This window comes from Staphylococcus sp. EG-SA-18, from assembly GCF_017151825.1.
Lineage (GTDB): Bacteria > Bacillota > Bacilli > Staphylococcales > Staphylococcaceae > Staphylococcus > Staphylococcus aureus.
In genome coordinates this window covers 1-26,565 of sequence record NZ_JACYVY010000004.1, presented here as the reverse complement: position 1 = coordinate 26,565, position 26,565 = coordinate 1, and the positions used below count along the sequence as shown (strand labels likewise).

Annotated in this window: 41 protein-coding genes and 1 pseudogene; 39 read left to right on the top strand and 3 right to left on the bottom strand. The window is 34.2% G+C overall.

The window, feature by feature from the left end:
• Positions 1–14 precede the first annotated feature (14 nt).
• The 34 genes from rplB (at position 15) to budA (ending at position 20,252) form a co-directional block, all read left to right on the top strand.
• Positions 15–848, top strand: a complete 834-nt coding sequence (gene rplB, locus IDG66_RS01435; protein ID WP_000985472.1) for a 50S ribosomal protein L2 — start codon at positions 15–17, stop codon at positions 846–848.
• A gap of 66 nt (positions 849–914) precedes the next feature.
• Complete coding sequence (gene rpsS / locus IDG66_RS01430) at positions 915–1,193, top strand: 30S ribosomal protein S19 (protein ID WP_000124353.1); 279 nt, start codon at positions 915–917, stop codon at positions 1,191–1,193.
• Positions 1,194–1,221: 28 nt separating this feature from the next.
• The gene (gene rplV / locus IDG66_RS01425) at positions 1,222–1,575 is read left to right on the top strand and encodes a 50S ribosomal protein L22 (protein WP_000387527.1); all 354 of its coding nucleotides are present in this window, start codon (positions 1,222–1,224) and stop codon (positions 1,573–1,575) included.
• A 23-nt stretch (positions 1,576–1,598) separates the two neighbouring features.
• The gene (gene rpsC, locus IDG66_RS01420; RefSeq protein WP_000529877.1) at positions 1,599–2,252 is read left to right on the top strand and encodes a 30S ribosomal protein S3; all 654 of its coding nucleotides are present in this window, start codon (positions 1,599–1,601) and stop codon (positions 2,250–2,252) included.
• Between the two features lie 2 nt (positions 2,253–2,254).
• Positions 2,255–2,689: a 50S ribosomal protein L16 gene (gene rplP / locus IDG66_RS01415; protein ID WP_000926310.1), complete on the top strand. Its 435-nt coding sequence runs from the start codon at positions 2,255–2,257 to the stop codon at positions 2,687–2,689.
• A complete protein-coding gene (rpmC, locus tag IDG66_RS01410) occupies positions 2,679–2,888 on the top strand; it encodes a 50S ribosomal protein L29 (RefSeq protein WP_000644737.1) in 210 nt (69 codons plus the stop codon). Before rplP ends, rpmC begins: the two co-directional genes overlap by 11 nt.
• 23 nt (positions 2,889–2,911) lie before the next feature.
• Positions 2,912–3,175: a 30S ribosomal protein S17 gene (gene rpsQ, locus IDG66_RS01405; protein WP_000004086.1), complete on the top strand. Its 264-nt coding sequence runs from the start codon at positions 2,912–2,914 to the stop codon at positions 3,173–3,175.
• A 31-nt stretch (positions 3,176–3,206) separates the two neighbouring features.
• On the top strand, positions 3,207–3,575 hold the full coding sequence (rplN, locus tag IDG66_RS01400) for a 50S ribosomal protein L14 (protein WP_000615921.1): 369 nt from the start codon (positions 3,207–3,209) through the stop codon (positions 3,573–3,575).
• A 35-nt stretch (positions 3,576–3,610) separates the two neighbouring features.
• Positions 3,611–3,928: a 50S ribosomal protein L24 gene (gene rplX / locus IDG66_RS01395; protein ID WP_000547687.1), complete on the top strand. Its 318-nt coding sequence runs from the start codon at positions 3,611–3,613 to the stop codon at positions 3,926–3,928.
• Between the two features lie 26 nt (positions 3,929–3,954).
• Positions 3,955–4,494, top strand: a complete 540-nt coding sequence (gene rplE / locus IDG66_RS01390) for a 50S ribosomal protein L5 (RefSeq protein ID WP_001080824.1) — start codon at positions 3,955–3,957, stop codon at positions 4,492–4,494.
• A 22-nt stretch (positions 4,495–4,516) separates the two neighbouring features.
• The gene (locus IDG66_RS01385; RefSeq protein ID WP_001140799.1) at positions 4,517–4,702 is read left to right on the top strand and encodes a type Z 30S ribosomal protein S14; all 186 of its coding nucleotides are present in this window, start codon (positions 4,517–4,519) and stop codon (positions 4,700–4,702) included.
• 31 nt (positions 4,703–4,733) lie between these two features.
• The gene (gene rpsH, locus IDG66_RS01380; RefSeq protein WP_000178881.1) at positions 4,734–5,132 is read left to right on the top strand and encodes a 30S ribosomal protein S8; all 399 of its coding nucleotides are present in this window, start codon (positions 4,734–4,736) and stop codon (positions 5,130–5,132) included.
• Positions 5,133–5,156: 24 nt separating this feature from the next.
• Entirely contained in the window at positions 5,157–5,693 is a 537-nt protein-coding gene (rplF, locus tag IDG66_RS01375) for a 50S ribosomal protein L6 (RefSeq protein WP_000091975.1), read from the top strand.
• 30 nt (positions 5,694–5,723) lie between these two features.
• A complete protein-coding gene (gene rplR, locus IDG66_RS01370; RefSeq protein WP_000623881.1) occupies positions 5,724–6,083 on the top strand; it encodes a 50S ribosomal protein L18 in 360 nt (119 codons plus the stop codon).
• A gap of 20 nt (positions 6,084–6,103) precedes the next feature.
• A complete protein-coding gene (rpsE, locus tag IDG66_RS01365; protein ID WP_000113851.1) occupies positions 6,104–6,604 on the top strand; it encodes a 30S ribosomal protein S5 in 501 nt (166 codons plus the stop codon).
• A 16-nt stretch (positions 6,605–6,620) separates the two neighbouring features.
• Positions 6,621–6,800, top strand: a complete 180-nt coding sequence (rpmD, locus tag IDG66_RS01360) for a 50S ribosomal protein L30 (RefSeq protein ID WP_001096577.1) — start codon at positions 6,621–6,623, stop codon at positions 6,798–6,800.
• A gap of 16 nt (positions 6,801–6,816) precedes the next feature.
• Entirely contained in the window at positions 6,817–7,257 is a 441-nt protein-coding gene (rplO, locus tag IDG66_RS01355) for a 50S ribosomal protein L15 (protein WP_000766074.1), read from the top strand.
• A complete protein-coding gene (gene secY, locus IDG66_RS01350; RefSeq protein WP_000616784.1) occupies positions 7,257–8,549 on the top strand; it encodes a preprotein translocase subunit SecY in 1,293 nt (430 codons plus the stop codon). Before rplO ends, secY begins: the two co-directional genes overlap by 1 nt.
• A 16-nt stretch (positions 8,550–8,565) precedes the next feature.
• Entirely contained in the window at positions 8,566–9,213 is a 648-nt protein-coding gene (locus tag IDG66_RS01345; RefSeq protein ID WP_072497064.1) for an adenylate kinase, read from the top strand.
• A gap of 192 nt (positions 9,214–9,405) precedes the next feature.
• Positions 9,406–9,624, top strand: coding sequence for a translation initiation factor IF-1 (gene infA, locus IDG66_RS01340; RefSeq protein ID WP_001118443.1), 219 nt, complete (start codon positions 9,406–9,408; stop codon positions 9,622–9,624).
• A gap of 31 nt (positions 9,625–9,655) precedes the next feature.
• A complete protein-coding gene (rpmJ, locus tag IDG66_RS01335; RefSeq protein ID WP_000868342.1) occupies positions 9,656–9,769 on the top strand; it encodes a 50S ribosomal protein L36 in 114 nt (37 codons plus the stop codon).
• A 22-nt stretch (positions 9,770–9,791) separates the two neighbouring features.
• Positions 9,792–10,157, top strand: a complete 366-nt coding sequence (gene rpsM / locus IDG66_RS01330) for a 30S ribosomal protein S13 (protein ID WP_000090796.1) — start codon at positions 9,792–9,794, stop codon at positions 10,155–10,157.
• A 23-nt stretch (positions 10,158–10,180) separates the two neighbouring features.
• Positions 10,181–10,570, top strand: coding sequence for a 30S ribosomal protein S11 (gene rpsK, locus IDG66_RS01325; protein WP_000101625.1), 390 nt, complete (start codon positions 10,181–10,183; stop codon positions 10,568–10,570).
• Between the two features lie 74 nt (positions 10,571–10,644).
• Positions 10,645–11,589 carry a DNA-directed RNA polymerase subunit alpha gene (locus tag IDG66_RS01320; RefSeq protein ID WP_000569649.1) on the top strand — a complete coding sequence of 315 codons (945 nt, stop codon included), beginning with the start codon at positions 10,645–10,647 and terminating at the stop codon, positions 11,587–11,589.
• A gap of 16 nt (positions 11,590–11,605) precedes the next feature.
• Positions 11,606–11,974: a 50S ribosomal protein L17 gene (rplQ, locus tag IDG66_RS01315; RefSeq protein WP_000542274.1), complete on the top strand. Its 369-nt coding sequence runs from the start codon at positions 11,606–11,608 to the stop codon at positions 11,972–11,974.
• Positions 11,975–12,511: 537 nt separating this feature from the next.
• Positions 12,512–13,321, top strand: a complete 810-nt coding sequence (locus tag IDG66_RS01310; RefSeq protein ID WP_000389676.1) for an energy-coupling factor transporter ATPase — start codon at positions 12,512–12,514, stop codon at positions 13,319–13,321.
• Entirely contained in the window at positions 13,318–14,178 is an 861-nt protein-coding gene (locus IDG66_RS01305) for an energy-coupling factor transporter ATPase (protein ID WP_000155386.1), read from the top strand. Before IDG66_RS01310 ends, IDG66_RS01305 begins: the two co-directional genes overlap by 4 nt.
• Positions 14,168–14,974: an energy-coupling factor transporter transmembrane component T family protein gene (locus IDG66_RS01300; RefSeq protein ID WP_000791621.1), complete on the top strand. Its 807-nt coding sequence runs from the start codon at positions 14,168–14,170 to the stop codon at positions 14,972–14,974. The genes IDG66_RS01305 and IDG66_RS01300 overlap by 11 nt, the downstream gene beginning before the upstream one ends.
• Before the next feature lie 4 nt (positions 14,975–14,978).
• Positions 14,979–15,782, top strand: coding sequence for a tRNA pseudouridine(38-40) synthase TruA (gene truA / locus IDG66_RS01295; RefSeq protein ID WP_001221855.1), 804 nt, complete (start codon positions 14,979–14,981; stop codon positions 15,780–15,782).
• A 239-nt stretch (positions 15,783–16,021) separates the two neighbouring features.
• Positions 16,022–16,459, top strand: a complete 438-nt coding sequence (gene rplM / locus IDG66_RS01290) for a 50S ribosomal protein L13 (protein ID WP_001250038.1) — start codon at positions 16,022–16,024, stop codon at positions 16,457–16,459.
• A 19-nt stretch (positions 16,460–16,478) separates the two neighbouring features.
• Positions 16,479–16,871: a 30S ribosomal protein S9 gene (gene rpsI / locus IDG66_RS01285; RefSeq protein WP_001790547.1), complete on the top strand. Its 393-nt coding sequence runs from the start codon at positions 16,479–16,481 to the stop codon at positions 16,869–16,871.
• Positions 16,872–17,217: 346 nt separating this feature from the next.
• Positions 17,218–17,400 carry a hypothetical protein gene (locus tag IDG66_RS01280; protein WP_000651261.1) on the top strand — a complete coding sequence of 61 codons (183 nt, stop codon included), beginning with the start codon at positions 17,218–17,220 and terminating at the stop codon, positions 17,398–17,400.
• 446 nt (positions 17,401–17,846) lie between these two features.
• Positions 17,847–19,511 carry an acetolactate synthase AlsS gene (alsS, locus tag IDG66_RS01275; protein ID WP_000130138.1) on the top strand — a complete coding sequence of 555 codons (1,665 nt, stop codon included), beginning with the start codon at positions 17,847–17,849 and terminating at the stop codon, positions 19,509–19,511.
• 36 nt (positions 19,512–19,547) lie between these two features.
• Positions 19,548–20,252, top strand: a complete 705-nt coding sequence (gene budA / locus IDG66_RS01270; protein WP_000179065.1) for an acetolactate decarboxylase — start codon at positions 19,548–19,550, stop codon at positions 20,250–20,252.
• Between the two features lie 386 nt (positions 20,253–20,638).
• On the opposite strand, the gene IDG66_RS01265 is transcribed toward budA, so the two are convergent.
• The 3 genes from IDG66_RS01265 to IDG66_RS01255 form a co-directional block, all read right to left on the bottom strand.
• Positions 20,639–21,064, bottom strand: coding sequence for an MAP domain-containing protein (locus tag IDG66_RS01265; RefSeq protein WP_000769705.1), 426 nt, complete (start codon positions 21,062–21,064; stop codon positions 20,639–20,641).
• Between the two features lie 188 nt (positions 21,065–21,252).
• Positions 21,253–23,700: a polysaccharide lyase 8 family protein gene (locus IDG66_RS01260; protein ID WP_000222233.1), complete on the bottom strand. Its 2,448-nt coding sequence runs from the start codon at positions 23,698–23,700 to the stop codon at positions 21,253–21,255.
• Complete coding sequence (locus tag IDG66_RS01255; RefSeq protein WP_001790107.1) at positions 23,697–23,864, bottom strand: hypothetical protein; 168 nt, start codon at positions 23,862–23,864, stop codon at positions 23,697–23,699. Before IDG66_RS01255 ends, IDG66_RS01260 begins: the two co-directional genes overlap by 4 nt.
• A gap of 244 nt (positions 23,865–24,108) precedes the next feature.
• Between IDG66_RS01255 and IDG66_RS01250 the strand changes: the two genes are divergently transcribed.
• From IDG66_RS01250 to IDG66_RS01235, 5 genes and pseudogenes are all read left to right on the top strand, one after another.
• Complete coding sequence (locus tag IDG66_RS01250) at positions 24,109–24,525, top strand: MerR family transcriptional regulator (protein ID WP_103143712.1); 417 nt, start codon at positions 24,109–24,111, stop codon at positions 24,523–24,525.
• A gap of 69 nt (positions 24,526–24,594) precedes the next feature.
• The gene (locus tag IDG66_RS01245; RefSeq protein WP_001015500.1) at positions 24,595–25,443 is read left to right on the top strand and encodes an aldo/keto reductase; all 849 of its coding nucleotides are present in this window, start codon (positions 24,595–24,597) and stop codon (positions 25,441–25,443) included.
• 223 nt (positions 25,444–25,666) lie between these two features.
• On the top strand, positions 25,667–25,789 hold the full coding sequence (locus IDG66_RS01240; RefSeq protein ID WP_103143715.1) for a hypothetical protein: 123 nt from the start codon (positions 25,667–25,669) through the stop codon (positions 25,787–25,789).
• Positions 25,790–25,800: 11 nt separating this feature from the next.
• Positions 25,801–26,037, top strand: a pseudogene (locus IDG66_RS14110) (SAR2788 family putative toxin); the annotation flags it as partial.
• 13 nt (positions 26,038–26,050) lie between these two features.
• Positions 26,051–26,565 (top strand): DUF3885 domain-containing protein (locus IDG66_RS01235; RefSeq protein WP_077655928.1); only part of this gene is annotated, 515 nt, incomplete at its 3' end.

Here is a 26,565-nt window from a genome sequence, read left to right as displayed (position 1 = left end):
GGAGGTAAGCGACAATGGCTATTAAAAAGTATAAGCCAATAACAAATGGTCGTCGTAATATGACTTCGTTAGATTTCGCAGAAATCACGAAAACTACACCTGAAAAGTCATTATTAAAACCGCTACCGAAAAAAGCGGGACGTAACAACCAAGGTAAATTGACTGTAAGACACCATGGTGGTGGACACAAACGTCAATACCGTGTTATCGATTTCAAACGTAACAAAGATGGTATCAATGCAAAAGTTGATTCTATTCAATATGATCCAAACCGCTCAGCAAACATCGCTTTAGTTGTATATGCAGACGGTGAAAAACGATATATCATTGCTCCTAAAGGATTAGAAGTAGGTCAAATCGTTGAAAGTGGTGCTGAAGCTGACATCAAAGTTGGTAACGCATTACCATTACAAAACATTCCAGTTGGTACAGTAGTACACAACATCGAGCTTAAACCTGGTAAAGGTGGACAAATCGCTCGTTCAGCTGGTGCAAGTGCTCAAGTACTTGGTAAAGAAGGTAAATACGTATTAATCAGATTAAGATCTGGTGAAGTTCGTATGATCTTATCTACTTGCCGTGCTACAATCGGTCAAGTTGGTAACCTACAACACGAATTAGTTAACGTTGGTAAAGCCGGACGTTCAAGATGGAAAGGTATCCGTCCAACAGTTCGTGGTTCTGTAATGAACCCTAACGATCACCCACACGGTGGTGGTGAAGGTCGTGCTCCTATCGGTAGACCATCTCCAATGTCACCATGGGGTAAACCTACGCTTGGTAAGAAAACTCGTCGTGGTAAAAAATCATCAGACAAACTTATCGTTCGTGGACGTAAGAAAAAATAATATAATCAACTTATTTGGGTGTGCGGCTTAAAGCTGCACGCACATAATAAGAAGGGAGGCGCCCAAATGGCTCGTAGTATTAAAAAAGGACCTTTCGTCGATGAGCATTTAATGAAAAAAGTTGAAGCTCAAGAAGGAAGCGAAAAGAAACAAGTAATCAAAACATGGTCACGTCGTTCTACAATTTTCCCTAATTTCATCGGACATACTTTTGCAGTATACGACGGACGTAAACACGTACCTGTATATGTAACTGAAGATATGGTAGGTCATAAATTAGGTGAGTTTGCTCCTACTCGTACATTCAAAGGACACGTTGCAGACGACAAGAAAACAAGAAGATAATATCTATTAAGTAGAGGAGGACATCCTAATGGAAGCAAAAGCGGTTGCTAGAACAATAAGAATCGCACCTCGTAAAGTAAGACTAGTTCTTGACTTAATCAGAGGTAAAAATGCTGCTGAAGCTATTGCAATTTTAAAATTAACAAACAAAGCTTCATCACCAGTAATTGAAAAAGTATTAATGTCCGCTTTAGCTAATGCTGAACATAACTATGACATGAACACAGATGAATTAGTAGTTAAAGAAGCATATGCTAACGAAGGACCAACATTAAAACGTTTCCGTCCACGTGCGCAAGGTCGTGCAAGTGCGATTAACAAACGTACAAGCCACATTACAATCGTCGTAAGTGACGGTAAAGAAGAAGCTAAAGAAGCTTAATTAACTTTTAAGGAGGGAATACTGTGGGTCAAAAAATTAATCCAATCGGACTTCGTGTTGGTATTATCCGTGATTGGGAAGCTAAATGGTATGCTGAAAAAGACTTCGCTTCACTTTTACACGAAGATTTAAAAATCCGTAAATTTATTGATAATGAATTAAAAGAAGCATCAGTTTCTCACGTAGAGATTGAACGTGCTGCAAACCGTATCAACATTGCAATTCATACTGGTAAACCTGGTATGGTAATTGGTAAAGGCGGTTCAGAAATCGAAAAATTACGCAACAAATTAAATGCGTTAACTGATAAAAAAGTACACATCAACGTAATTGAAATCAAAAAAGTTGATCTTGACGCTCGTTTAGTAGCTGAAAACATCGCACGTCAATTAGAAAACCGTGCTTCATTCCGTCGTGTACAAAAACAAGCAATCACTAGAGCTATGAAACTTGGTGCTAAAGGTATCAAAACTCAAGTATCTGGTCGTTTAGGCGGAGCTGACATCGCTCGTGCTGAACAATATTCAGAAGGAACTGTTCCACTTCATACGTTACGTGCTGACATCGATTATGCACACGCTGAAGCTGACACTACTTACGGTAAATTAGGCGTTAAAGTATGGATCTATCGTGGAGAAGTTCTTCCTACTAAGAACACTAGTGGAGGAGGAAAATAATAATGTTACTACCAAAACGTGTAAAATATCGTCGTCAACATCGTCCTAAAACAACTGGTCGTTCTAAAGGCGGTAACTACGTAACATTTGGTGAGTTTGGTTTACAAGCTACAACAACGTCTTGGATCACATCTCGTCAAATCGAATCTGCTCGTATAGCAATGACACGTTACATGAAACGTGGCGGGAAAGTTTGGATTAAAATCTTCCCACATACACCATATACTAAAAAACCTTTAGAAGTACGTATGGGTGCTGGTAAAGGTGCGGTTGAAGGCTGGATCGCAGTTGTTAAACCAGGTAGAATTTTATTCGAAGTTGCTGGCGTTTCTGAAGAAGTTGCGCGTGAAGCACTACGTTTAGCAAGTCACAAACTTCCAGTAAAAACTAAGTTTGTAAAACGTGAGGAATTGGGTGGTGAAACAAATGAAAGCTAAGGAAATTAGAGACTTAACCACTTCAGAAATCGAAGAACAAATCAAATCTTCAAAAGAAGAGCTTTTTAACCTACGCTTTCAGTTAGCTACAGGTCAATTAGAAGAAACTGCACGTATTCGTACAGTAAGAAAAACGATTGCACGTCTAAAAACTGTTGCTCGTGAAAGAGAAATTGAACAAAGTAAGGCTAATCAATAATTAAGTAAGAGGAGGTTACAAAAGTGAGCGAAAGAAACGATCGTAAAGTTTATGTAGGTAAAGTTGTTTCAGACAAAATGGACAAGACTATTACAGTACTTGTTGAAACTTACAAAACACACAAATTATACGGTAAACGAGTAAAATACTCTAAAAAATACAAAACTCATGATGAAAACAATTCAGCTAAATTAGGAGACATTGTTAAAATTCAAGAAACTCGTCCTTTATCAGCAACAAAACGTTTTCGTTTAGTAGAGATTGTTGAAGAGTCAGTAATTATTTAATACAAGTTTAGAGATAAGGGAGGTTTAACTAATGATCCAACAAGAAACACGCTTGAAAGTAGCAGACAACTCTGGTGCTCGTGAAGTTCTTACAATCAAAGTATTAGGTGGATCTGGTCGTAAAACAGCAAACATCGGCGATGTTATCGTATGTACTGTTAAAAATGCAACACCAGGTGGCGTTGTTAAAAAAGGTGACGTTGTCAAAGCTGTAATCGTACGTACTAAGTCAGGTGTTCGTCGTAATGACGGTTCATACATCAAATTTGATGAAAATGCATGTGTTATCATCCGTGATGACAAAGGCCCACGTGGTACTCGTATCTTCGGACCTGTTGCTCGTGAATTACGTGAAGGTAACTTCATGAAAATCGTATCATTAGCACCAGAAGTACTTTAATTAATAACAACGAATACAAATAAGGAGGTGCCCACATGCATATCAAAAAAGGTGACAACGTTAAAGTTATCGCAGGTAAAGACAAAGGTAAAGAAGGTAAAGTAATTGCTACTCTACCTAAAAAAGACCGTGTCGTTGTGGAAGGTGTTAACATTATGAAAAAACACCAAAAACCAACTCAATTAAATCCTGAAGGTGGAATCTTAGAAACAGAGGCAGCAATCCATGTTTCTAATGTACAATTATTGGACCCTAAAACAAACGAACCAACTCGTGTAGGTTACAAATTTGTTGATGGTAAAAAAGTTCGTATCGCTAAAAAATCTGGCGAAGAAATTAAATCTAATAATTAATAACAAGTTGAAAGGAGGATCCCACTTTGAACCGTTTAAAAGAAAAGTTTAACACTGAAGTTACTGAAAACTTAATGAAAAAATTCAATTATAGTTCAGTAATGGAAGTACCAAAAATAGATAAAATCGTTGTGAACATGGGTGTAGGTGACGCAGTACAAAATTCTAAAGTATTAGACAATGCTGTTGAAGAATTAGAATTGATCACTGGTCAAAAACCATTAGTAACTAAAGCTAAAAAATCAATCGCGACTTTCCGTTTACGTGAAGGTATGCCAATCGGTGCGAAAGTAACACTTCGCGGTGAAAGAATGTATGAATTCTTAGACAAATTAATTTCAGTATCATTACCACGTGTACGTGACTTCCAAGGTGTTTCTAAAAAAGCATTTGACGGACGCGGTAACTACACTTTAGGTGTTAAAGAACAATTAATTTTCCCAGAAATCGACTATGATAAAGTAAGTAAAGTTAGAGGAATGGATATTGTTATCGTAACGACTGCTAACACTGATGAAGAAGCTCGTGAATTGTTAGCTAACTTCGGTATGCCATTCCGTAAATAATTATTTAAAGGAGGCTAATTAAGTGGCTAAAACTTCAATGGTTGCTAAGCAACAAAAAAAACAAAAATATGCAGTTCGTGAATACACTCGTTGTGAACGTTGTGGCCGTCCACATTCTGTATATCGTAAATTTAAATTATGCCGTATTTGTTTCCGTGAATTAGCTTACAAAGGCCAAATCCCTGGCGTTCGTAAAGCTAGCTGGTAATAAAAAAGAGTCTGAAAGGAGGCAACAATCAATGACAATGACAGATCCAATCGCAGATATGCTTACTCGTGTAAGAAACGCAAACATGGTGCGTCACGAGAAGTTAGAATTACCTGCATCAAATATTAAAAAAGAAATTGCTGAAATCTTAAAGAGTGAAGGTTTCATTAAAAATGTTGAATACGTAGAAGATGATAAACAAGGTGTACTTCGTTTATTCTTAAAATATGGTCAAAACGATGAGCGTGTTATCACAGGATTAAAACGTATTTCAAAACCAGGTTTACGTGTTTATGCAAAAGCTAGCGAAATGCCTAAAGTATTAAATGGTTTAGGTATTGCATTAGTATCAACTTCTGAAGGTGTAATCACTGACAAAGAAGCAAGAAAACGTAATGTTGGTGGAGAAATTATCGCATACGTTTGGTAATAAAAAATAAGGAGGTGCCATAACATGAGTCGTGTTGGTAAGAAAATTATTGACATCCCTAGTGACGTAACAGTAACTTTTGATGGAAATCATGTAACTGTTAAAGGTCCTAAAGGTGAATTATCAAGAACTTTAAATGAAAGAATGACATTCAAACAAGAAGAAAACACAATTGAAGTTGTAAGACCATCTGATTCTAAAGAAGATAGAACAAACCATGGTACAACTCGTGCTTTATTAAACAATATGGTACAAGGTGTTTCTCAAGGATACGTAAAAGTACTTGAACTTGTTGGTGTAGGTTACCGTGCTCAAATGCAAGGTAAAGACTTAATCCTTAACGTTGGTTATTCTCACCCAGTAGAAATTAAAGCTGAAGAAAACATTACTTTCTCAGTTGAGAAAAACACAGTCGTTAAAGTTGAAGGTATTTCAAAAGAACAAGTTGGAGCATTAGCATCTAACATCCGTTCAGTAAGACCTCCAGAGCCTTACAAAGGTAAAGGTATTCGTTACCAAGGTGAATACGTTCGCCGTAAAGAAGGTAAAACTGGTAAATAATAGATAAACTCTAAAGAAAGGAGTATTGAAATGATCAGTAAAATTGATAAAAATAAAGTGCGTTTAAAAAGACATGCTCGTGTTCGTACTAACTTATCAGGTACAGCTGAAAAGCCACGTTTAAACGTATATCGTTCAAACAAGCATATCTACGCTCAAATTATTGATGATAATAAAGGCGTAACATTAGCTCAAGCTTCTTCAAAAGACAGCGACATTGCTACTACAGCAACTAAAGTTGAATTAGCAACTAAAGTCGGTGAAGCAATTGCTAAAAAAGCTGCTGACAAAGGCATTAAAGAAATCGTATTTGACCGTGGAGGATATTTATATCACGGACGTGTTAAAGCATTAGCTGAAGCAGCAAGAGAAAGCGGATTAGAATTTTAATTTAAAGGAGGGACAAATACATGGCTCGTAGAGAAGAAGAGACGAAAGAATTTGAAGAACGCGTTGTTACAATCAACCGTGTAGCAAAAGTTGTAAAAGGTGGTCGTCGTTTCCGTTTCACTGCATTAGTTGTAGTTGGAGACAAAAATGGTCGTGTAGGTTTCGGTACTGGTAAAGCTCAAGAGGTACCAGAAGCAATCAAAAAAGCTGTTGAAGCAGCTAAAAAAGATTTAGTAGTTGTTCCACGTGTTGAAGGTACAACTCCACACACAATTACTGGCCGTTACGGTTCAGGAAGCGTATTTATGAAACCGGCTGCACCTGGTACAGGAGTTATCGCTGGTGGTCCTGTTCGTGCCGTACTTGAATTAGCAGGTATCACTGATATCTTAAGTAAATCATTAGGATCAAACACACCAATCAACATGGTTCGTGCTACAATCGATGGTTTACAAAACCTTAAAAATGCTGAAGATGTTGCGAAATTACGTGGCAAAACAGTAGAAGAATTATACAATTAAGGAGGGAAAACTAGTTATGGCTAAATTACAAATTACCCTCACTCGTAGTGTTATTGGTCGTCCTGAAACACAACGTAAAACTGTTGAAGCTTTAGGTCTTAAAAAGACTAACAGTTCAGTAGTTGTTGAAGATAACCCTGCTATTCGTGGGCAAATCAACAAAGTTAAGCACTTAGTAACAGTAGAAGAAAAATAATCAAGGAGGTGCCGAAATGAAATTACATGAGTTAAAACCGGCAGAAGGTTCACGTAAAGAACGCAATCGTGTTGGACGTGGTGTTGCGACAGGTAACGGTAAAACAAGTGGTCGCGGACACAAAGGTCAAAAAGCTCGTTCAGGCGGTGGTGTAAGACCAGGATTTGAAGGTGGTCAATTACCATTATTCCGTCGTTTACCAAAACGTGGTTTTACTAACATAAATCGTAAAGAATATGCTATTGTTAACTTAGACCAACTTAATAAATTTGAAGATGGTACTGAAGTAACTCCAGCTTTATTAGTAGAATCTGGTGTTGTTAAGAATGAAAAATCTGGTATCAAAATACTAGGTAATGGTTCACTTGATAAGAAATTGACAGTGAAAGCTCATAAATTCTCAGCTTCAGCAGCAGAAGCTATTGATGCTAAAGGTGGAGCACACGAGGTGATCTAATGATTCAAACCCTTGTGAACTTCTTTAGAACAAAAGAGGTTCGTAACAAGATTTTCTTCACACTAGCAATGTTAGTAATTTTTAAAATAGGGACTTATATACCAGCTCCAGGAGTAAATCCTGCAGCTTTTGATAATCCCCAAGGTTCTCAAGGTGCCACTGAGTTATTAAATACTTTTGGTGGCGGAGCCTTGAAACGATTTTCTATTTTTGCAATGGGTATTGTACCCTACATCACTGCATCAATCGTAATGCAATTATTACAAATGGATATTGTCCCTAAATTCTCAGAATGGGCAAAACAAGGTGAAGTAGGTAGAAGAAAGTTAAATAACGTTACTCGTTATTTAGCAATTTCTTTAGCATTTATCCAATCTATAGGTATGGCATTCCAATTTAATAATTATCTCAAAGGTGCGCTGATTATCAATCAGTCAATTATGAGTTATTTATTAATAGCACTAGTTTTGACAGCAGGAACTGCTTTCTTAATATGGCTTGGTGATCAAATCACTCAGTTCGGTGTTGGTAATGGTATTTCTATTATCATATTTGCGGGTATTTTATCAACGTTGCCAGCCAGTCTAATTCAATTTGGACAAACTGCGTTCGTTGGGCAAGAAGATACATCATTAGCATGGTTGAAAGTATTAGGACTTTTAGTGTCACTGATACTATTAACTGTAGGTGCTATTTATGTACTTGAAGCCGTTCGTAAAATTCCGATTCAATATGCTAAGAAACAAACTGCTCAAAGATTAGGTTCACAGGCAACTTATCTACCTTTAAAAGTGAACTCAGCCGGTGTTATTCCTGTAATCTTTGCAATGGCGTTCTTCTTACTGCCTAGAACATTAACGTTGTTCTATCCAGATAAAGAATGGGCACAAAACATTGCGAATGCTGCAAATCCTTCAAGTAATGTTGGTATGGTTGTATATATTGTACTAATTATACTATTCACATACTTCTATGCATTTGTACAAGTTAATCCGGAAAAAATGGCTGATAACCTTAAGAAACAAGGTAGCTATGTTCCAGGTATTAGACCTGGTGAACAAACCAAAAAATATATTACTAAAGTTTTATATCGTTTAACTTTTGTAGGTTCTATCTTCTTAGCCGTTATTTCAATTCTACCGATATTAGCAACTAAGTTTATGGGATTACCACAATCAATTCAGATTGGTGGTACAAGTTTACTTATCGTTATTGGTGTAGCGATTGAAACAATGAAATCTTTAGAAGCTCAAGTATCTCAAAAAGAATATAAAGGCTTTGGTGGTAGATAATTTTAGGAGGGCACTTATGAATATCATTTTGATGGGTTTACCTGGCGCAGGTAAAGGAACTCAAGCAAGTGAAATTGTCAAGAAATTCCCAATACCCCACATTTCAACTGGTGACATGTTCAGAAAAGCTATAAAAGAAGAAACTGAATTAGGTAAAGAAGCTAAGTCTTATATGGACCGTGGCGAATTAGTTCCTGATGAAGTGACTGTAGGTATCGTTAAGGAAAGAATTTCTGAAGACGATGCAAAAAAAGGCTTTTTATTAGATGGCTTCCCAAGAACAATCGAGCAAGCTGAGGCATTAAATAATATTATGTCTGAGCTTGACAGAAACATTGATGCTGTCATCAATATCGAAGTTCCGGAAGAAGAATTAATGAACCGTCTTACAGGTCGTCGAATCTGTGAGTCATGTGGTACAACGTATCATCTTGTATTTAATCCTCCGAAGGTCGAAGGTATTTGTGATATCGATGGTGGTAAATTGTATCAACGAGAAGATGATAATCCTGAAACGGTAGCTAATCGTTTGAGTGTTAATATTAAACAATCTAAGCCTATTTTAGATTTCTATGATCAAAAAGATGTATTGAAAAATATTGATGGTTCAAAAGATATTAGCGACGTTACCAAAGATGTCATTGATATTTTAGATCATTTGTAATAGATCAACTTTTAGCGGTCTATTTTAAGTGAGGCATGATTTAATCATATTAGATAGATGAGAGTGGCAATTAACGATAATTAATTCCCGTAATTTTTGTTTAACTTATAAAATTAATCACTGATAGATTCGTAACAATAAAGTTGTCTATTGACGATTACCTTACTATTGCAAAAAGGGGGAAGTTAATCAATGGCTAAACAAGATGTAATTGAATTAGAAGGTACTGTATTAGATACTTTACCGAACGCAATGTTTAAAGTAGAATTAGAAAATGGTCATGAGATTTTAGCTCACGTAAGTGGTAAAATCAGAATGAATTACATTCGTATTCTACCTGGCGACAAAGTAACTGTTGAGATGTCTCCGTACGATTTAACACGCGGAAGAATTACTTATCGTTATAAATAATCGTCACTCCATAATATAGGGAGGTATAAAAATGAAAGTAAGACCATCAGTAAAACCTATTTGCGAAAAATGTAAAGTCATTAAACGTAAAGGTAAAGTAATGGTAATTTGTGAAAATCCAAAACACAAACAAAGACAAGGTTAATAAAAGAGAGGTGTAAATTAATATGGCACGTATTGCAGGAGTAGATATTCCACGTGAAAAACGCGTAGTTATCTCATTAACTTATATATACGGTATCGGTACGTCAACTGCTCAAAAAATTCTTGAAGAAGCTAACGTATCAGCTGATACTCGTGTGAAAGATTTAACTGATGACGAATTAGGTCGCATCCGTGAAGTTGTAGACGGTTATAAAGTCGAAGGTGACTTACGTCGTGAAACTAACTTAAATATCAAACGTTTAATGGAAATTTCATCATACCGTGGTATCCGTCACCGTCGTGGTTTACCAGTTCGTGGTCAAAAAACGAAAAACAACGCGCGTACTCGTAAAGGACCAGTTAAAACGGTAGCTAACAAGAAAAAATAATAGGTAAAGGAGGCAAATTTTAAATGGCACGTAAACAAGTATCTCGTAAACGTAGAGTGAAAAAGAATATTGAAAATGGTGTAGCACACATCCGTTCAACATTCAACAACACTATTGTAACTATCACTGATGAGTTCGGTAATGCTTTATCATGGTCATCAGCTGGTGCATTAGGATTCAAAGGATCTAAAAAATCAACACCATTTGCAGCACAAATGGCTTCTGAAACTGCATCTAAATCAGCTATGGAGCATGGTTTAAAAACAGTTGAAGTAACAGTTAAAGGACCTGGTCCAGGTCGTGAATCAGCTATTCGTGCATTACAATCTGCAGGTTTAGAAGTAACTGCGATCAGAGACGTTACTCCAGTACCTCATAACGGTTGTCGTCCACCAAAACGTCGTCGTGTATAATTTATGATGGTATTGTTACAGGTCACTGAGCAAACATTTTAAATTAAGTCGACGTATATAAGGAGGATATTTAAATGATAGAAATCGAAAAACCTAGAATTGAGACAATTGAAATTAGTGAAGATGCTAAATTCGGTAAGTTCGTTGTTGAACCACTAGAACGTGGCTACGGTACTACACTAGGAAACTCCTTACGTCGTATCCTACTATCTTCATTACCAGGTGCAGCCGTTAAGTATATTGAAATTGAGGGAGTTTTACATGAATTCTCAGCAGTAGACAATGTAGTTGAAGATGTTTCTACAATTATTATGAACATTAAACAATTAGCATTGAAAATTTACTCTGAAGAAGATAAAACTTTAGAAATTGATGTACGTGATGAAGGCGAAGTAACAGCAAGCGACATTACACATGATAGTGATGTTGAAATTTTAAACCCAGAGCTTAAAATTGCAACAGTATCTAAAGGTGGTCACTTAAAAATTCGTCTAGTTGCTAACAAGGGTAGAGGTTACGCATTAGCAGAACAAAATAATACTAGTGATTTACCAATTGGTGTAATCCCTGTTGATTCATTGTATTCACCTGTTGAACGTGTGAACTATACTGTTGAAAATACACGTGTAGGTCAAAGCAGTGATTTTGATAAATTAACATTGGATGTTTGGACTAATGGTTCAATCACACCACAAGAATCAGTTTCATTAGCAGCAAAAATAATGACTGAACACTTGAATATCTTCGTTGGTCTTACTGATGAAGCGCAAAACGCTGAAATCATGATTGAAAAAGAAGAAGATCAAAAAGAAAAAGTATTAGAAATGTCTATTGAAGAATTAGACTTATCTGTACGTTCATATAACTGCTTAAAACGCGCAGGAATCAATTCTGTTCAAGAGTTAGCTGACAAATCTGAAGCTGACATGATGAAAGTGCGTAATTTAGGTCGTAAATCTTTAGAAGAAGTTAAATACAAATTAGAAGATTTAGGATTAGGATTAAGAAAAGAAGATTGATAAAGGAGGTTAACTCATGGGTTACAGAAAATTAGGTCGTACTTCTGATCAACGTAAAGCTATGTTACGTGACTTAGCTACATCACTTATTATTAGTGAACGTATTGAAACTACAGAAGCTCGTGCAAAAGAAGTTCGCAGTGTTGTTGAGAAATTAATCACTTTAGGTAAAAAAGGAGATTTAGCTTCTCGTCGTAATGCAGCTAAAACTTTACGTAATGTTGAAATCTTAAACGAAGATGAAACTACACAAACTGCACTTCAAAAATTATTTGGTGAAATCGCAGAGCGTTACACAGAACGTCAAGGTGGTTACACTCGTATCCTTAAACAAGGCCCTCGTCGCGGTGACGGTGCTGAATCAGTAATTATCGAATTAGTATAAGAATTTATATAAATACACTAACTACTTTTATATAAAGCAAATGAGTGCAACGATAATGTTTGCCACATACAAATATTGTCTAGCTCAGAGTACCCCATCAACTAAATAAAGATTTAAAGCGTGAACTCAACAAACTTATGATGGGGTGCGCGCTTTTTTATTGAATAAGATATCGGACTTATGAACAGAAATGTTTTTAAGTCCGATTTCTTTATATCTACTTTTTTGAGTGCGAATCTAAAAATATGATCAAGCTAGTTTGATTAATTTCACTAGAACTGTATGAAGTGAAAGTATTATCGTTGAATCAAACGCGGCCAACCCTATGTTAGTAAATCATTTATTTTATTAACGTTTATACATAATTGTTAGAGAGGGATAAATGTCCTTATCATTAGTTGTTAAACAACACTTTAAAGACTAGAAATGAGTCAGAAAATACTAGTAATATATAGAGAACCCAGTCAATGTCATATACAGCGATTTATAAATATTGTAAAATATGATAGATACACGAATCGTAAAGGAGAGAGACAAGTGGAGGATAAGAATTCAGTTATTGTATTTAAAAATGTTTCATTTCAATATCAAAGTGATGCATCCTTCACATTGAAAGATGTTTCTTTTAGTATACCTAAAGGTCAGTGGACATCTATTGTTGGTCATAACGGTTCTGGAAAATCTACAATTGCCAAGTTAATGATTGGCATAGAGAAAGTTAAATCTGGAGAAATTTTTTATAATAATCAAACTATAACAGATGATAATTTTGAAAAGTTAAGAAAAGACATAGGAATAGTATTCCAGAATCCGGATAATCAATTTGTTGGTTCAATTGTAAAATACGATGTGGCATTTGGACTCGAAAATCATGCGGTTCCACATGACGAAATGCATAGAAGAGTCGGCGAAGCACTTAAACAAGTTGATATGTTAGAACGTGCAGATTATGAACCTAATGCATTATCGGGGGGACAGAAGCAGCGTGTGGCTATAGCAAGTGTATTAGCACTTAACCCCTCTGTCATTATATTAGATGAGGCGACTTCTATGTTAGATCCTGATGCACGTCAAAATTTATTGGATTTAGTGAGAAAAGTTAAATCAGAACATAATATTACAATCATTTCTATTACGCATGATTTATCTGAGGCGATGGAAGCAGATCATGTTATCGTTATGAATAAAGGGACTGTCTATAAAGAAGGCACAGCGATTGAAATTTTCGACCATGCAGAAGAGTTAACAACAATAGGTCTAGATTTGCCATTCCCAATCAAAATAAATCAAATGCTGGGATACCAAACATCATTCTTAACTTATGAAGGGCTGGTGGATCAACTATGACTATACGCTTTGACAATGTAAGTTATACCTATCAAAAAGGGACACCATACCAGCATCAAGCTATTCATGATGTTAATACAGAATTTGAACAAGGTAAATATTACGCCATCGTTGGACAAACGGGTAGTGGTAAATCAACATTGATACAAAATATTAATGCACTGTTAAAGCCAACTACTGGGACAGTTACAGTTGATGACATTACTATTACACATAAGACCAAAGATAAATATATTAGACCTGTAAGAAAAAGAATTGGAATGGTATTTCAATTTCCCGAATCTCAATTATTTGAGGACACAGTAGAGCGTGAAATGATATTTGGACCTAAAAACTTTAAAATGAATTTAGATGAAGCCAAAAACTATGCCCATCGTCTGTTGATGGATTTAGGCTTTTCAAGAGATGTAATGTCACAATCACCATTTCAAATGTCAGGTGGACAAATGCGTAAAATAGCGATTGTATCGATATTGGCAATGAATCCTGATATTATCGTGGTTGATGAACCCACAGCAGGACTTGATCCACAAAGTAAACGACAAGTAATGCGATTACTAAAGTCATTACAAACAGATGAAAATAAGGCAATTATCCTAATTTCACATGATATGAATGAAGTCGCGCGTTATGCAGATGAAGTCATCGTTATGAAAGAAGGTAGTATAGTGTCGCAAACATCACCAAAAGAGCTCTTCAAAGATAAAAAAAAATTGGCGGATTGGCATATTGGTTTGCCAGAAATTGTTCAGTTACAATATGACTTTGAACAAAAATATCAAACAAAATTAAAAGATATTGCCTTAACTGAAGAAGCATTTGTAAGCTTGTATAAGGAGTGGCAACATGAAAAATAAATTGATTATAGGGCGATATTTACCAATTAATTCTTTTGTTCATCATCTTGATCCAAGAGCAAAGTTAATGTTTGTTTTTCTTTTTATTATATTAATATTTTTCTGTCATTCACCATTAACATATCTTTGGGTGTTTGCACTTATCTTATTCATTATGAGATTAGCAAAAATTCAATTATGGTTCCTAATCAAAGGTTTAACACCAATATTTTTCTTTTTAATCTTCACATTAATGATGCATATATTTTTAACTAAAGGTGGATATGTATTAGTTGAATGGCATGGCATCACGATTGAAACTAATGGTATTTTAGAAGGGCTTTATATATCATTGCGTTTAATTGGGATTGTGATGATTGCAACAATTATGACACTATCTACAAGTCCAATTGATTTAACAGATGCGTTTGAAAGATTACTTGCACCACTAAAGATGTTTAAATTACCAGTTCATCAATTAAGTATGATAATGTCCATTGCGTTACGATTCATCCCGACGTTAATGGATGAGTTAGATAAAATTATTTTGGCACAAAAGTCGCGTGGTTCTGAAATAAGTTCAGGGAACATTGCAACACGTATTAAATCATTTATTCCACTACTAGTGCCACTATTCATCTCAGCTTTCCAACGCGCCGAAGAATTAGCGGTCGCAATGGAAGTTAGGGGTTATGATGCCAATGTTAAGAGAACGAGCTACAGACAGCTTAAATGGCAATTGAGAGATACGTTATCTTTAATCATGATTATCCCAATTGCTATTATTTTATTCGTATTAAAATATTCAGGAGTGTAAATTCATGCGTATATTAGTAGAAATTGCGTATCAAGGAAATAATTTTCTAGGTTTTCAAATTCAACAAAATGGTCGAACGGTACAGCAACAATTTGAAAAGCTATTACAACGCATGCATAAAAGACATGTGAGAATCCATCCTTCAAGTAGGACTGATAGAGGTGTACATGCGATACAGCAATACTTTCATTTCGACACAGAGCTGAATATACCTATGTCACAATGGCAATATGCAATGAACCGAACGTTACCTGATGATATTTATGTCAACAATGTAGTTACAGTCGATGACGATTTTCATTGTCGTTACGATTGTGTAGGTAAACGCTATCGATATAAAGTATATCAAGCACAACACCGCGATCCATTTCAAAGTGGTTTGAAAACATTTATTCCTGAAACGTTGGATTTAGATAAAATGAACAGAGCGGCACAACAATTCATAGGTACACATGATTTTACGGGATTTTGTTCGCAAAAAACTGAAGTAGAAAGCAAGGTTAGAACATTATACCAAAGTGAAATTGTAAAGACAGATGATGGCTTTGATTATATTGTCACTGGATCTGGATTTTTATATAACATGGTGCGTGTCTTAGTTGCATTTTTAATAGAAGTTGGAAAAGGACGACATGAAATTTCTGATGTGCCGAAGCTACTTGAATCAAAGAATCGTAAGAATGTTCCTTTCACTGCAACGGCTGAAGGATTATATTTAGAGAAGATTTATTTAGATGAAAATGAGTTATTAAAAGACTTTGGCAACGATATCAAAATACATCGTAAAAAATCATTACAAAATGACTGATTGCCATTGACAAAAAGCTTGTGAAATTATAAGATTATTAACGGTATTGTTTTATATCCACCCCACGATAAGCCCCGGAAACTTATTGTGTTACAAGATATATAAGCAGAAACGAACAACAGTTAACAAAATAAATGAAATTAAACGTTTTAAAAATGAAACAAATGAAATCATCTATTAGGTTATGAAACTGTTTATAGCTTGAATAGAAGCATTTATTTTTTAGGAGGACAATTATTATGCGTCAAACATTTATGGCAAATGAATCAAACATTGAGCGCAAATGGTATGTTATCGATGCTGAAGGCCAAACATTAGGTCGTTTATCATCAGAAGTAGCATCTATCTTACGCGGTAAAAATAAAGTAACTTACACACCACACGTTGATACTGGTGATTATGTAATCGTTATTAATGCATCAAAAATCGAATTTACTGGTAACAAAGAAACTGACAAAGTTTACTACCGTCACTCAAATCACCCAGGTGGTATCAAATCAATCACTGCTGGTGAATTAAGAAGAACTAACCCAGAACGTTTAATTGAAAACTCAATTAAAGGTATGTTACCAAGCACTCGTTTAGGCGAAAAACAAGGTAAAAAATTATTTGTATATGGTGGCGCTGAACATCCACACGCTGCACAACAACCAGAAAACTACGAATTACGTGGTTAATTAGAAGGAGGAAATGACTTTGGCACAAGTTGAATATAGAGGCACAGGCCGTCGTAAAAACTCAGTAGCACGTGTACGTTTAGTACCAGGTGAAGGTAACATCACAGTTAATAACCGTGACGTACGCGAATACTTACCATTCGAATCATTAATTTTAGACTTAAACCAACCATTTGATGTAACTGAAACTAAAGGTAACTATGATGTTTTAGTTAACGTTCATGGTGGTGGTTTCACTGGACAAGCTCAAGCTATCCGTCACGGAATCGCTCGTGCATTATTAGAAGCAGATCCTGAATACAGAGGTTCTTTAAAACGCGCTGGATTACTTACTCGTGACCCACGTATGAAAGAACGTAAAAAACCAGGTCTTAAAGCAGCTCGTCGTTCACCTCAATTCTCAAAACGTTAATTGTCGGACGATATATACAAAACACCTCGAAGTTATGTCGAGGTGTTTTTTTACGTTTGTGTGGGGAATATGGAACGTGTAGAGTATAATGAATTTTCCTTTATTTAATGTCTCAGGAATAGAATAAATTCAACTATGTATTAGTGATTTGCACGTATGATTTGTACATGCTTAAACAATCAAAAGTGTCCATTATTAAATTATCATTTAGCTTGCGGAGGCCGTATGATAACCGGACGATTGTGTTCTAATCATAGAGGCTCAATGGAAGAACTACGGGACGAAAACCAGACGATAACTCAAGAACCATGATTTAAGAGTATTATCAAAATAAGGAGTGACTTAATTGAAAGATTTTATATTTTGGAAGAAAGCTTTTATTCCTGTTTATTTTATTGTTGCGATGCTGGTGTTTCTACTTTTTAGGTTTTATATTAAAACAGACAACTTTTCTATGTATTTAATGATTATCTTCTTAATTTGTTTAGGAACTGCATCTATCATTTATAACTATAAAAACAATCGATAAATATAAGTATGAAATGTATAAGTCACAGTTAGATCTAAGTCTTGCTGTGGCTTTTTTTATCGAAATGACAATTTTAAATCGCCAAAAACAACATTTTCAGTCCGCCATAAAACAACAATTTCAAATCGCCATTGACTAAACACGACATCCAAAAATTATTGTAACAATTCTTCACATCAATCAATCCTCCATCACTCATAATCACTCCCTACAAAATCTACTCATGCATTTTTGGAATACTTAGTATTACAAATAACGATTTTTATTCATCTTACAAAGGTTATATAATGTAATGAAGGCAATTTTTATGTATTGCAAATCTAATCGTACATGTAAAATTTTGATAAACATCATTAATTTTGCGTAACTATCATTAGATTACAAATCACAATGTAATTACATGTAATACACATCTATACATCACATTTGAAGGGAAATGAATATAAATGACTGATAAAAAGTACACTGCAGCCGATATGGTTATTGATACTTTGAAAAATAATGGGGTAGAATATGTTTTTGGTATTCCGGGTGCAAAGATTGACTATCTATTTAATGCTTTAATTGATGATGGTCCTGAACTTATTGTCACGCGTCATGAACAAAACGCCGCAATGATGGCGCAAGGTATTGGAAGATTAACAGGCAAACCGGGTGTAGTACTTGTTACAAGTGGGCCTGGTGTAAGTAATTTAACGACTGGACTATTAACAGCTACATCTGAAGGGGATCCTGTCTTAGCGTTAGGCGGCCAAGTGAAACGTAATGATTTATTACGATTAACGCATCAAAGTATTGATAATGCTGCTTTATTAAAATATTCATCAAAATATAGTGAAGAAGTACAAGATCCTGAATCATTATCAGAAGTTATGACAAATGCAATTCGAATTGCTACTTCAGGGAAAAATGGCGCAAGTTTTATTAGTATTCCGCAAGATGTGATTTCTTCACCAGTTGAATCTAAGGCGATATCACTTTGTCAAAAACCAAATTTAGGTGTACCAAGTGAACAGGATATTAATGATGTCATTGAAGCGATTAAAAATGCATCATTTCCGGTTTTACTAGCTGGAATGAGAAGTTCAAGTGCAGACGAAACGAATGCCATTCGCAAATTAGTAGAGCGTACCAATTTACCCGTTGTAGAAACATTCCAAGGTGCGGGTGTGATTAGTCGTGAATTAGAAAATCATTTCTTTGGCCGAGTGGGTTTATTCCGTAATCAAGTTGGTGATGAATTATTACGTAAAAGTGATTTAGTTGTTACAATCGGTTATGATCCTATAGAATATGAGGCTAGTAACTGGAATAAAGAATTAGATACGCAAATAATCAATATTGACGAAGTTCAAGCTGAAATTACTAATTATATGCAACCGAAAAAAGAGTTGATTGGTAATATTGCTAAAACGATTGAAATGATTTCTGACAAAGTAGATGAACCATTTATAAATCAACAACATTTGGATGAATTAGAACAGTTAAGAGCGCATATTGATGAAGAAACTGGTATTAAAGCGACGCATGAAGAAGGCATCTTACACCCAGTTGAAATTATAGAATCTATGCAAAAGGTATTAACTGATGAAACAACAGTGACAGTTGATGTTGGTAGTCACTATATTTGGATGGCACGTAATTTCAGAAGTTACAATCCAAGACATTTATTATTTAGTAACGGTATGCAAACGCTTGGTGTAGCATTACCGTGGGCAATTTCAGCTGCACTTGTACGCCCTAATACGCAAGTTGTATCCGTTGCTGGCGATGGAGGCTTTTTATTTTCATCACAAGATTTAGAAACGGCCGTACGTAAAAATCTAAACATTATCCAACTTATTTGGAATGATGGAAAATATAATATGGTTGAATTCCAAGAAGAAATGAAATATAAACGTTCATCAGGCGTAGACTTCGGTCCTGTAGATTTCGTAAAATATGCTGAATCATTTGGCGCAAAAGGTTTACGAGTTACTAATCAAGAAGAATTAGAAGCGGCAATTAAAGAGGGGTATGAAACAGATGGCCCAGTATTAATTGATATACCTGTAAACTACAAAGATAATATCAAACTTTCAACAAATATGTTACCTGACGTATTTAACTAAAACAAAGATAAATGTTAATGAGGAGTGGGAAATTTTATGGCTAGTGTTTTATATCAACATGGTACATTAGGCACATTAATGGCAGGATTATTAAAAGGAACTGCATCAATAAATGAATTATTGCAACATGGTGACCTAGGTATCGCTACACTAACAGGTTCAAATGGTGAGGTCATCTTTTTAGATGGAAAAGCTTACCATGCAAATGAACATAAAGAATTTGTAGAATTAAAAGGTGATGAGTTAACACCATATGCAACTGTAACTAAATTCGTAGCAGATACAAGCTATGAAACGAAAGATAAATCTTCTGAAGCAGTTTTTGCAGAAATTAAGGAAAAGATGTTGAGTGAAAATTTATTTTCTGCAGTAAAAATTTCAGGCTTATTTAAAAAAATGCATGTACGTATGATGCCGGCACAAGAGCCACCTTATACACGTTTAATCGATTCAGCTAGAAGACAACCTGAGCAAACTGAAACATACGTCAAAGGTTCAGTCGTTGGGTTCTTTACACCAGAACTATTCCATGGTATCGGATCAGCAGGATTCCATGTACACTTTGCAAATGATGATCGTAATTTTGGTGGACATGTCTTAGATTTTGAAGTAGAAGATGTTAAGGTAGAAATCCAAAATATAGAAACATTTGAACAGCATTTTCCAATTCAAGATGAAGATTTCATAAATGCAAATATTGACTATAAAGATATTGCGGACGAAATTAGAGAAGCTGAATAATGAATGCGGAAATGTAATGACGGTTTATGAAAATTGACTTCAAAATGCGTTATTTGGAAATGGTAGTTTTTTTATATGATTAAGCAAGACTACAATAGAACAAATATATTTATAATTACGTCTAAGTAATAAAATAAATCCCTTCACTATTAGCGGTAGTGAGGGGATTTATTTAGGTTCCAGATATTTGAGATTTGCTGTTATGTTTAGATAATAAATTGAGGAAGACATTAATATAGAATTTACTTTAGTATAGGCCAATCTAATCTATTGTCAGTAGAAGCAATCAATAATAAATTACAAGTTCGATCATTCATTTCATACTAAAAAGACAAACGCAATTTTTCAGCGTTTGCCTCATGTAATTATTCTTCATTTTCAAATTATTATTTAACTACAATTTGTATCTGTTTGATTGTACTTGGATCAATTGAATTTTTAGCGTCGTCATTTTTCTTTAGATTCACTACTTTTTTATTACCATCATTCAAAGTAAGTGTATAAGTTGCAGTTTGCGCATTATTAATTTTTTCTGTTGTAACACCACGTTGTGAAGCTAATTCATTTTTTACTTTACTGTCAATTTCTTGATAAAGTACCTTTTTATTTTCTGGAAAAACAAAGTAAGTTCGATGTAATGCAGTAATACCATCTACTGAGATCGTGTAAGGTACAGTGTGTTTCCCATCCATTGTCAATTCCTTATAACCGTTATTACTATCTGCAGATGCTTCATGACTCGGTAAAGCTGCACCTACTGTTGATAATAATCCCAATGCTAAAGTGGCAGTAACAAATGATTTTAGTTTCATAACTCAATCTCCTTTTTGTTTTGTAGGATATTACACTATTTGTATAACACGTTTCATAAAGTTTAAAACATACTTTTTGATTTTTTTATATTTTTGATTTTTAGTAATAGTTTTTAACGAGGGATATGACTCGTGTATTTTGAAAAAAGAAATATAATAAACCATCATGTTACTATAATTTTAAATCATTAATTATCATCTTTATTTAATGTTTGTTGTAATTCAAAGCGCACGCCGGATTCATTAGAAGTCGACGTATTTTTGTTTGTAATAGAGTATCCAGTCATTGAAATTTTAGATTCAATATCTGAAGCGGTATTTGTAGATTCGGGATTATAGAAGCTACATTCATAAGTTTTATCATCTTTCTTTTTAAGTATAAACATACCTTTTGCTTTAACTTCGACTTTAGTGTTGTTAATGATAAAAGTTTGAGTGCTATCGCTGTAATTAACACCAGCCCAAACCGATTCATTATCTTTCACAACGTGGAAGTCATCATCTTGTTTAACGACAGTTACTTTATCTTTTTTTGTATTAAAGTCATCTTTAGATAAGCCTGGATACAACACATATGCATATTTACTATCTGTATTAGAATGCTTTTGAGTTACTTCATAATATTGATTAGTTTTACTGTCTTGCTTTTGACTTTTATTTATATCACTCCACTTACCAGTATGACTTTCTTTTTTTACAGTTATTTTCGATTCGTTTAAAAAATGATAGCCTATATTGTTTTTAGGTTTATTGGTTGACTCTAAAAAGACGGAATTGGTTCCCTGATTATCGGAAGCGGTTGTTTGTTTATCGTCTGTATATAACGTATACCCATTCGCTTTGCGATTTTCAATCGTTGTAACTGGATTCTTTGATGAATCAGTACTTTTAATGCCAGTTCCTAAGAAGACAATTTTATCGTTTAATATGAAATATGATTTTTTGGCAGTTAAAGTTTTGTCCTGATTTTCAAAATCCATTCCGATACTAGCATGTTGGTCATCGAATTTTGTTCCGCCTACAAAAGTTTTACTCGACTTTTTAACATCCGTACCTTTAGGTTCTTCATTTTCTAAAGTTGTTGTACCTGCTAAACGTTTCATATCAGCTGTCGCCCAGAAGTTATCACGGTAGTGTTTCACATCGCTATTGTATAAATAAGACATTCCAGCACCAGTGTGCCAACCTTTTAAGTTCTCTCCGTTGATACTTTCGTAACGTGCGACGTTTTTCGACGTCATACTTAAACCAAATGCAAAGTCTAAGTCTTTATTGTGATAGGTGACACGATCCATGTCATTATATATTTTAAGTTGTTGTGTTAAACCGTTAGTAGAAATAGTGCTGTCTTCCATTAAAGACTTCATTTTGCTTATATCCGAATAAGAGCTTAATGTATCATTTTGGCCGTAACTTGAATCAGATTTAACAGAAGTTTTAACGATTTGCTTATACTTAGCTTTTGTTGAATCATCCATGGCATCACTCAATCTCAACAATGATTTCATTACAGTCGCTGACGCTGTATGACTCGTTTCATTTTCACGACTGATAGCTCTACCTCTTGATAAATCCATCATTTCACCTTTATAAATGAGTGGCATAAATCCGTCGTCAATCCATGACTTTAAGGTTGTATCATTTTGGGTTTTATCATTAAAAGGTGTTTCTTTTATCATCGGCATCATTTGAGAAATCCCCTCTAAGAGTACAACGCCATAAGCACCAGTGTATGGGACGTCTTGATGATCAATATAAGAGCCGTCTTTATAGAATCCATTACGTTCTTTACCAGTTGCATTACTTTGAACGTAAGTGAAGACTTTATTAAATGCATCTATTGAATTTTTAGTTATATCTTTATCTTCTTCGATAATACTTTCTAAAAGTTTTACTTTAGCAATGTCTACTAAATTTCCCCCTTTAGCTTGTTCAGGTTGTCCTACTGATGATAATATTTTGTCACTTTCTGGGGCGAAAGTTTTGATAGGGGCAGTGTATTTTTTCTTTTCGTCATTTGAAAATTGATCATTCAGCAATATAAGGGTATTTGTTAATGCTCTAGGTGTTCCAATTTCATAATCCCACCAATTTAAATTGGTATTTCTAGAAGTTTTATTTTTAAAGTTTGAGGTCAAATCAGCAACTTTTTTATCTGGTTCTTTTCCATATGCATTTTTATGCAGCCACTCAAGGGCATCTTTCACTTTCTTCTTGTTTTCATCTATTTTTAACTTAGTATCTTTATGCTTCATCGCTTCTGCGATTTTCTCAATATTACGATAGGTACGAGTCATATCCGCAGACTTCGTATCTAAATCTTTTGAGTTTTCCCACAAGTATTTCCTATCACTTTCAGTTTTCATCTCACTAAGTAATTTCTTTGCCTCATTCTCCGTAGCCTCAAACTTCTTCTTCATTGCGTCATTCTTCTCATCATACTTATCATAACCATAGTTAACGTCCAGCCATGTGTTCCTCAACTTTTCATAATCTGGCGTTTGAACATTCGTATCAGCCACAGCGATTTGATATTTATCAATACTTCTGAATTCACCACCATTCAAAGTAATCACACCAGCCATTAATAACGTAATGGTGGATAATTTTTGCCATTTCTTTATTCTATATGTCATTGACATGTCTCCTTTTTGTGTTGCGCGTGCGCAATGAATATTATGATTAAATAATGATTCAATTTTTCAAAATTCGTTAACGTATACAAATGACTGTCTACTGTCAAACAATCCACAAAGAATGTTGATGCATATAAACAATCGATCACCCAAATTTTCCGCATCACCCAAAAATTGCAACGAAAATAATTTTTAAAAAATTAAATATTATCAATCTTAGTGATTATATCATTTTAAATATTTAAGTTATACAATTTTTAAAGTAATTAAAAACGATGAAATGTAAAATGTTAAAAAAGAGACAAATTTAAATTTGAGTAATAAAATAAGAGGTATTCAAACGAGGATGGTAATATATAAAGCAACATTACTTAAGATGCCACCAACATAACTGAAAGGATAGTCGCAATGAAAACTAAAGAAGTCGTAGCGCTCATGAATATATCTCAAGACACTTTAAGATATTATGAAAAGGTTGGTGTGATTCCACCTGTTAATCGAGATGAAAATGGATATAGAATATATAATGATAGTGATTTAAATTGGATTTATTTAGTGAAAAATTTGCAAAATGCAGGCGTCAGTATTGAATCGCTTATCGAATTTTGCAGGTTAGCGCAGCTTCCTAAAAATGAAAATATTCAAGCACAGCAAAAGCAAATTTTAAATAAGCAACTCGAAGAATTAAATGAAAACTTAAAGACAATTCATGATGCGAGAGATTTACTACAATATAAAATTGATAATTATGATAATCATATTGCTAAAATCAATGCTAGTGATAATCATGATGACAATGTTGAACGTCTTTGGGAGAGAAAGTAAACCTATGGCTTGCTATAGAGTTCGCTCCATGGTTTATAGTGGACTTACAAGATAAAGGAGGTTCATTTTATGAATCATATTGAAATAAGTAAAGATGTAAAGATACCAGTATTAGGCTTCGGAGTATTTCAAATTCCTCAAGAACAAACAGCAGAAGCGGTTAAAGAAGCAATTAAAGCGGGCTATAGACATATTGATACAGCGCAAAGTTATTTAAATGAAACTGAAGTAGGTCAAGGTATTGAAGCTTCAGGTATTGATAGAAGTGAACTATTCATTACGACTAAAGTATGGATTGAAAATGTAAACTATGAAGATACTATCAAATCAATCGAACGATCATTACAACGATTAAATTTAGACTATCTTGATCTAGTGCTTATTCACCAACCTTATAATGATGTATATGGCTCATGGCGTGCATTAGAAGAGTTAAAAGAAAATGGTAAAATTAAAGCAATCGGTGTATCTAACTTCGGCGTTGATCGAATTGTAGATTTAGGTATTCACAATCAAATTCAACCACAAGTGAACCAAATAGAAATTAATCCATTCCATCAACAAGAAGAACAAGTTGCAGCACTTCAACAAGAAAATGTTGTGGTAGAAGCTTGGGCACCATTTGCAGAAGGTAAAAATCAATTATTCCAAAATCAATTGTTGCAGGCCATTGCAGATAAATATAACAAATCAATTGCACAAGTTATTTTACGCTGGTTAGTAGAACGTGACATCGTTGTACTCGCAAAATCAGTGAATCCAGAACGTATGGCTCAAAACTTAGATATATTTGATTTTGAACTTACAGAAGAAGATAAACAACAAATTGCGACATTAGAAGAAAGTAATAGCCAATTTTTCTCACATGCTGATCCAGAGATGATTAAAGCACTTACAAGCAGAGAATTAGATGTTTAATCATAATATAACAAAGTAAATCATTTACATTACGCTAACCTGAACTTGGATGTTAAAGTCTATGTTTCAGGTTATTTTATTACTCTTAAAAGTGAAAGGAGCAAGCAAATAAGTTATTATATATTTTTATATTATGTAATAACGTAACTAAGGTTATAATTAGATAATTAATATGTCTTGGAATTAATTATTTAATAAGTTGTATAGCAGGTGGCGATATGATATATATATACACTTTTCTATTATTACATTAATTACAGGTATCATTATGCATATTACAATGTACTTTGTACCATTTGAATCTCGGAAAATGCCACTATTTATGACGATAATTTTTACAATCTAAAAGCAGTAAAGACTCATAATATAACCAAAAACATTAATAAAAGTTTGTTAAATGATAAGGGGATGAGTATTGGTAAATTTACTCAAAAGGTTTAAGGGAAAAATCCTACCTGGAGAGATCCAAAAACTAAATGGACTATTTCCAAAAATAAAGGGCAATCACATGGTGGTTCTTATTGGAAGTTAATAAATAACAAAGGAAAAAGAATAGCTTCTTTAACTAAAGAAGGAAAAATCTTAAGGGAATAAGGTGTTGTAAATTATGTGCTTTGATATAAATAATTTGGATATAAAAAAGTTGAATTTTAGAAAGGTAAAAAACGCAATTCATTTAAGTTTAAGTGGCGATAAATACCAGTTTTTGGAGGACGGTAAAACTATCAATAATACTTATTTTTTAGCTGTATATGATAATGCAATAAACATTTTTGAAGATTTGTTTTCGCCTTCTGATTCTATAAATTTGGTTCATGTAGTATATGTTTATAGTGAACCTTATAAGAAAACAAATGTTATAAAAAAATTTACATCGTTAACAATAGATGAATTGTATTACTTTAAAGAATATAAAAAGGAGAAGGATGATAATATTTTGTGCGAGGAGTTTTCATATAAGTGTTCCATAAAAGATATAAAATATAAAAAATTATTAAAAGCTATATCCAATCAAGACTTTAAAGGGTTAGTTCCAAATATCAATCAGAATGATAATTATTCTGAAATATATATAATTAACAATACTAAAAACTTAATATATCATTTATATGATGATAGAGG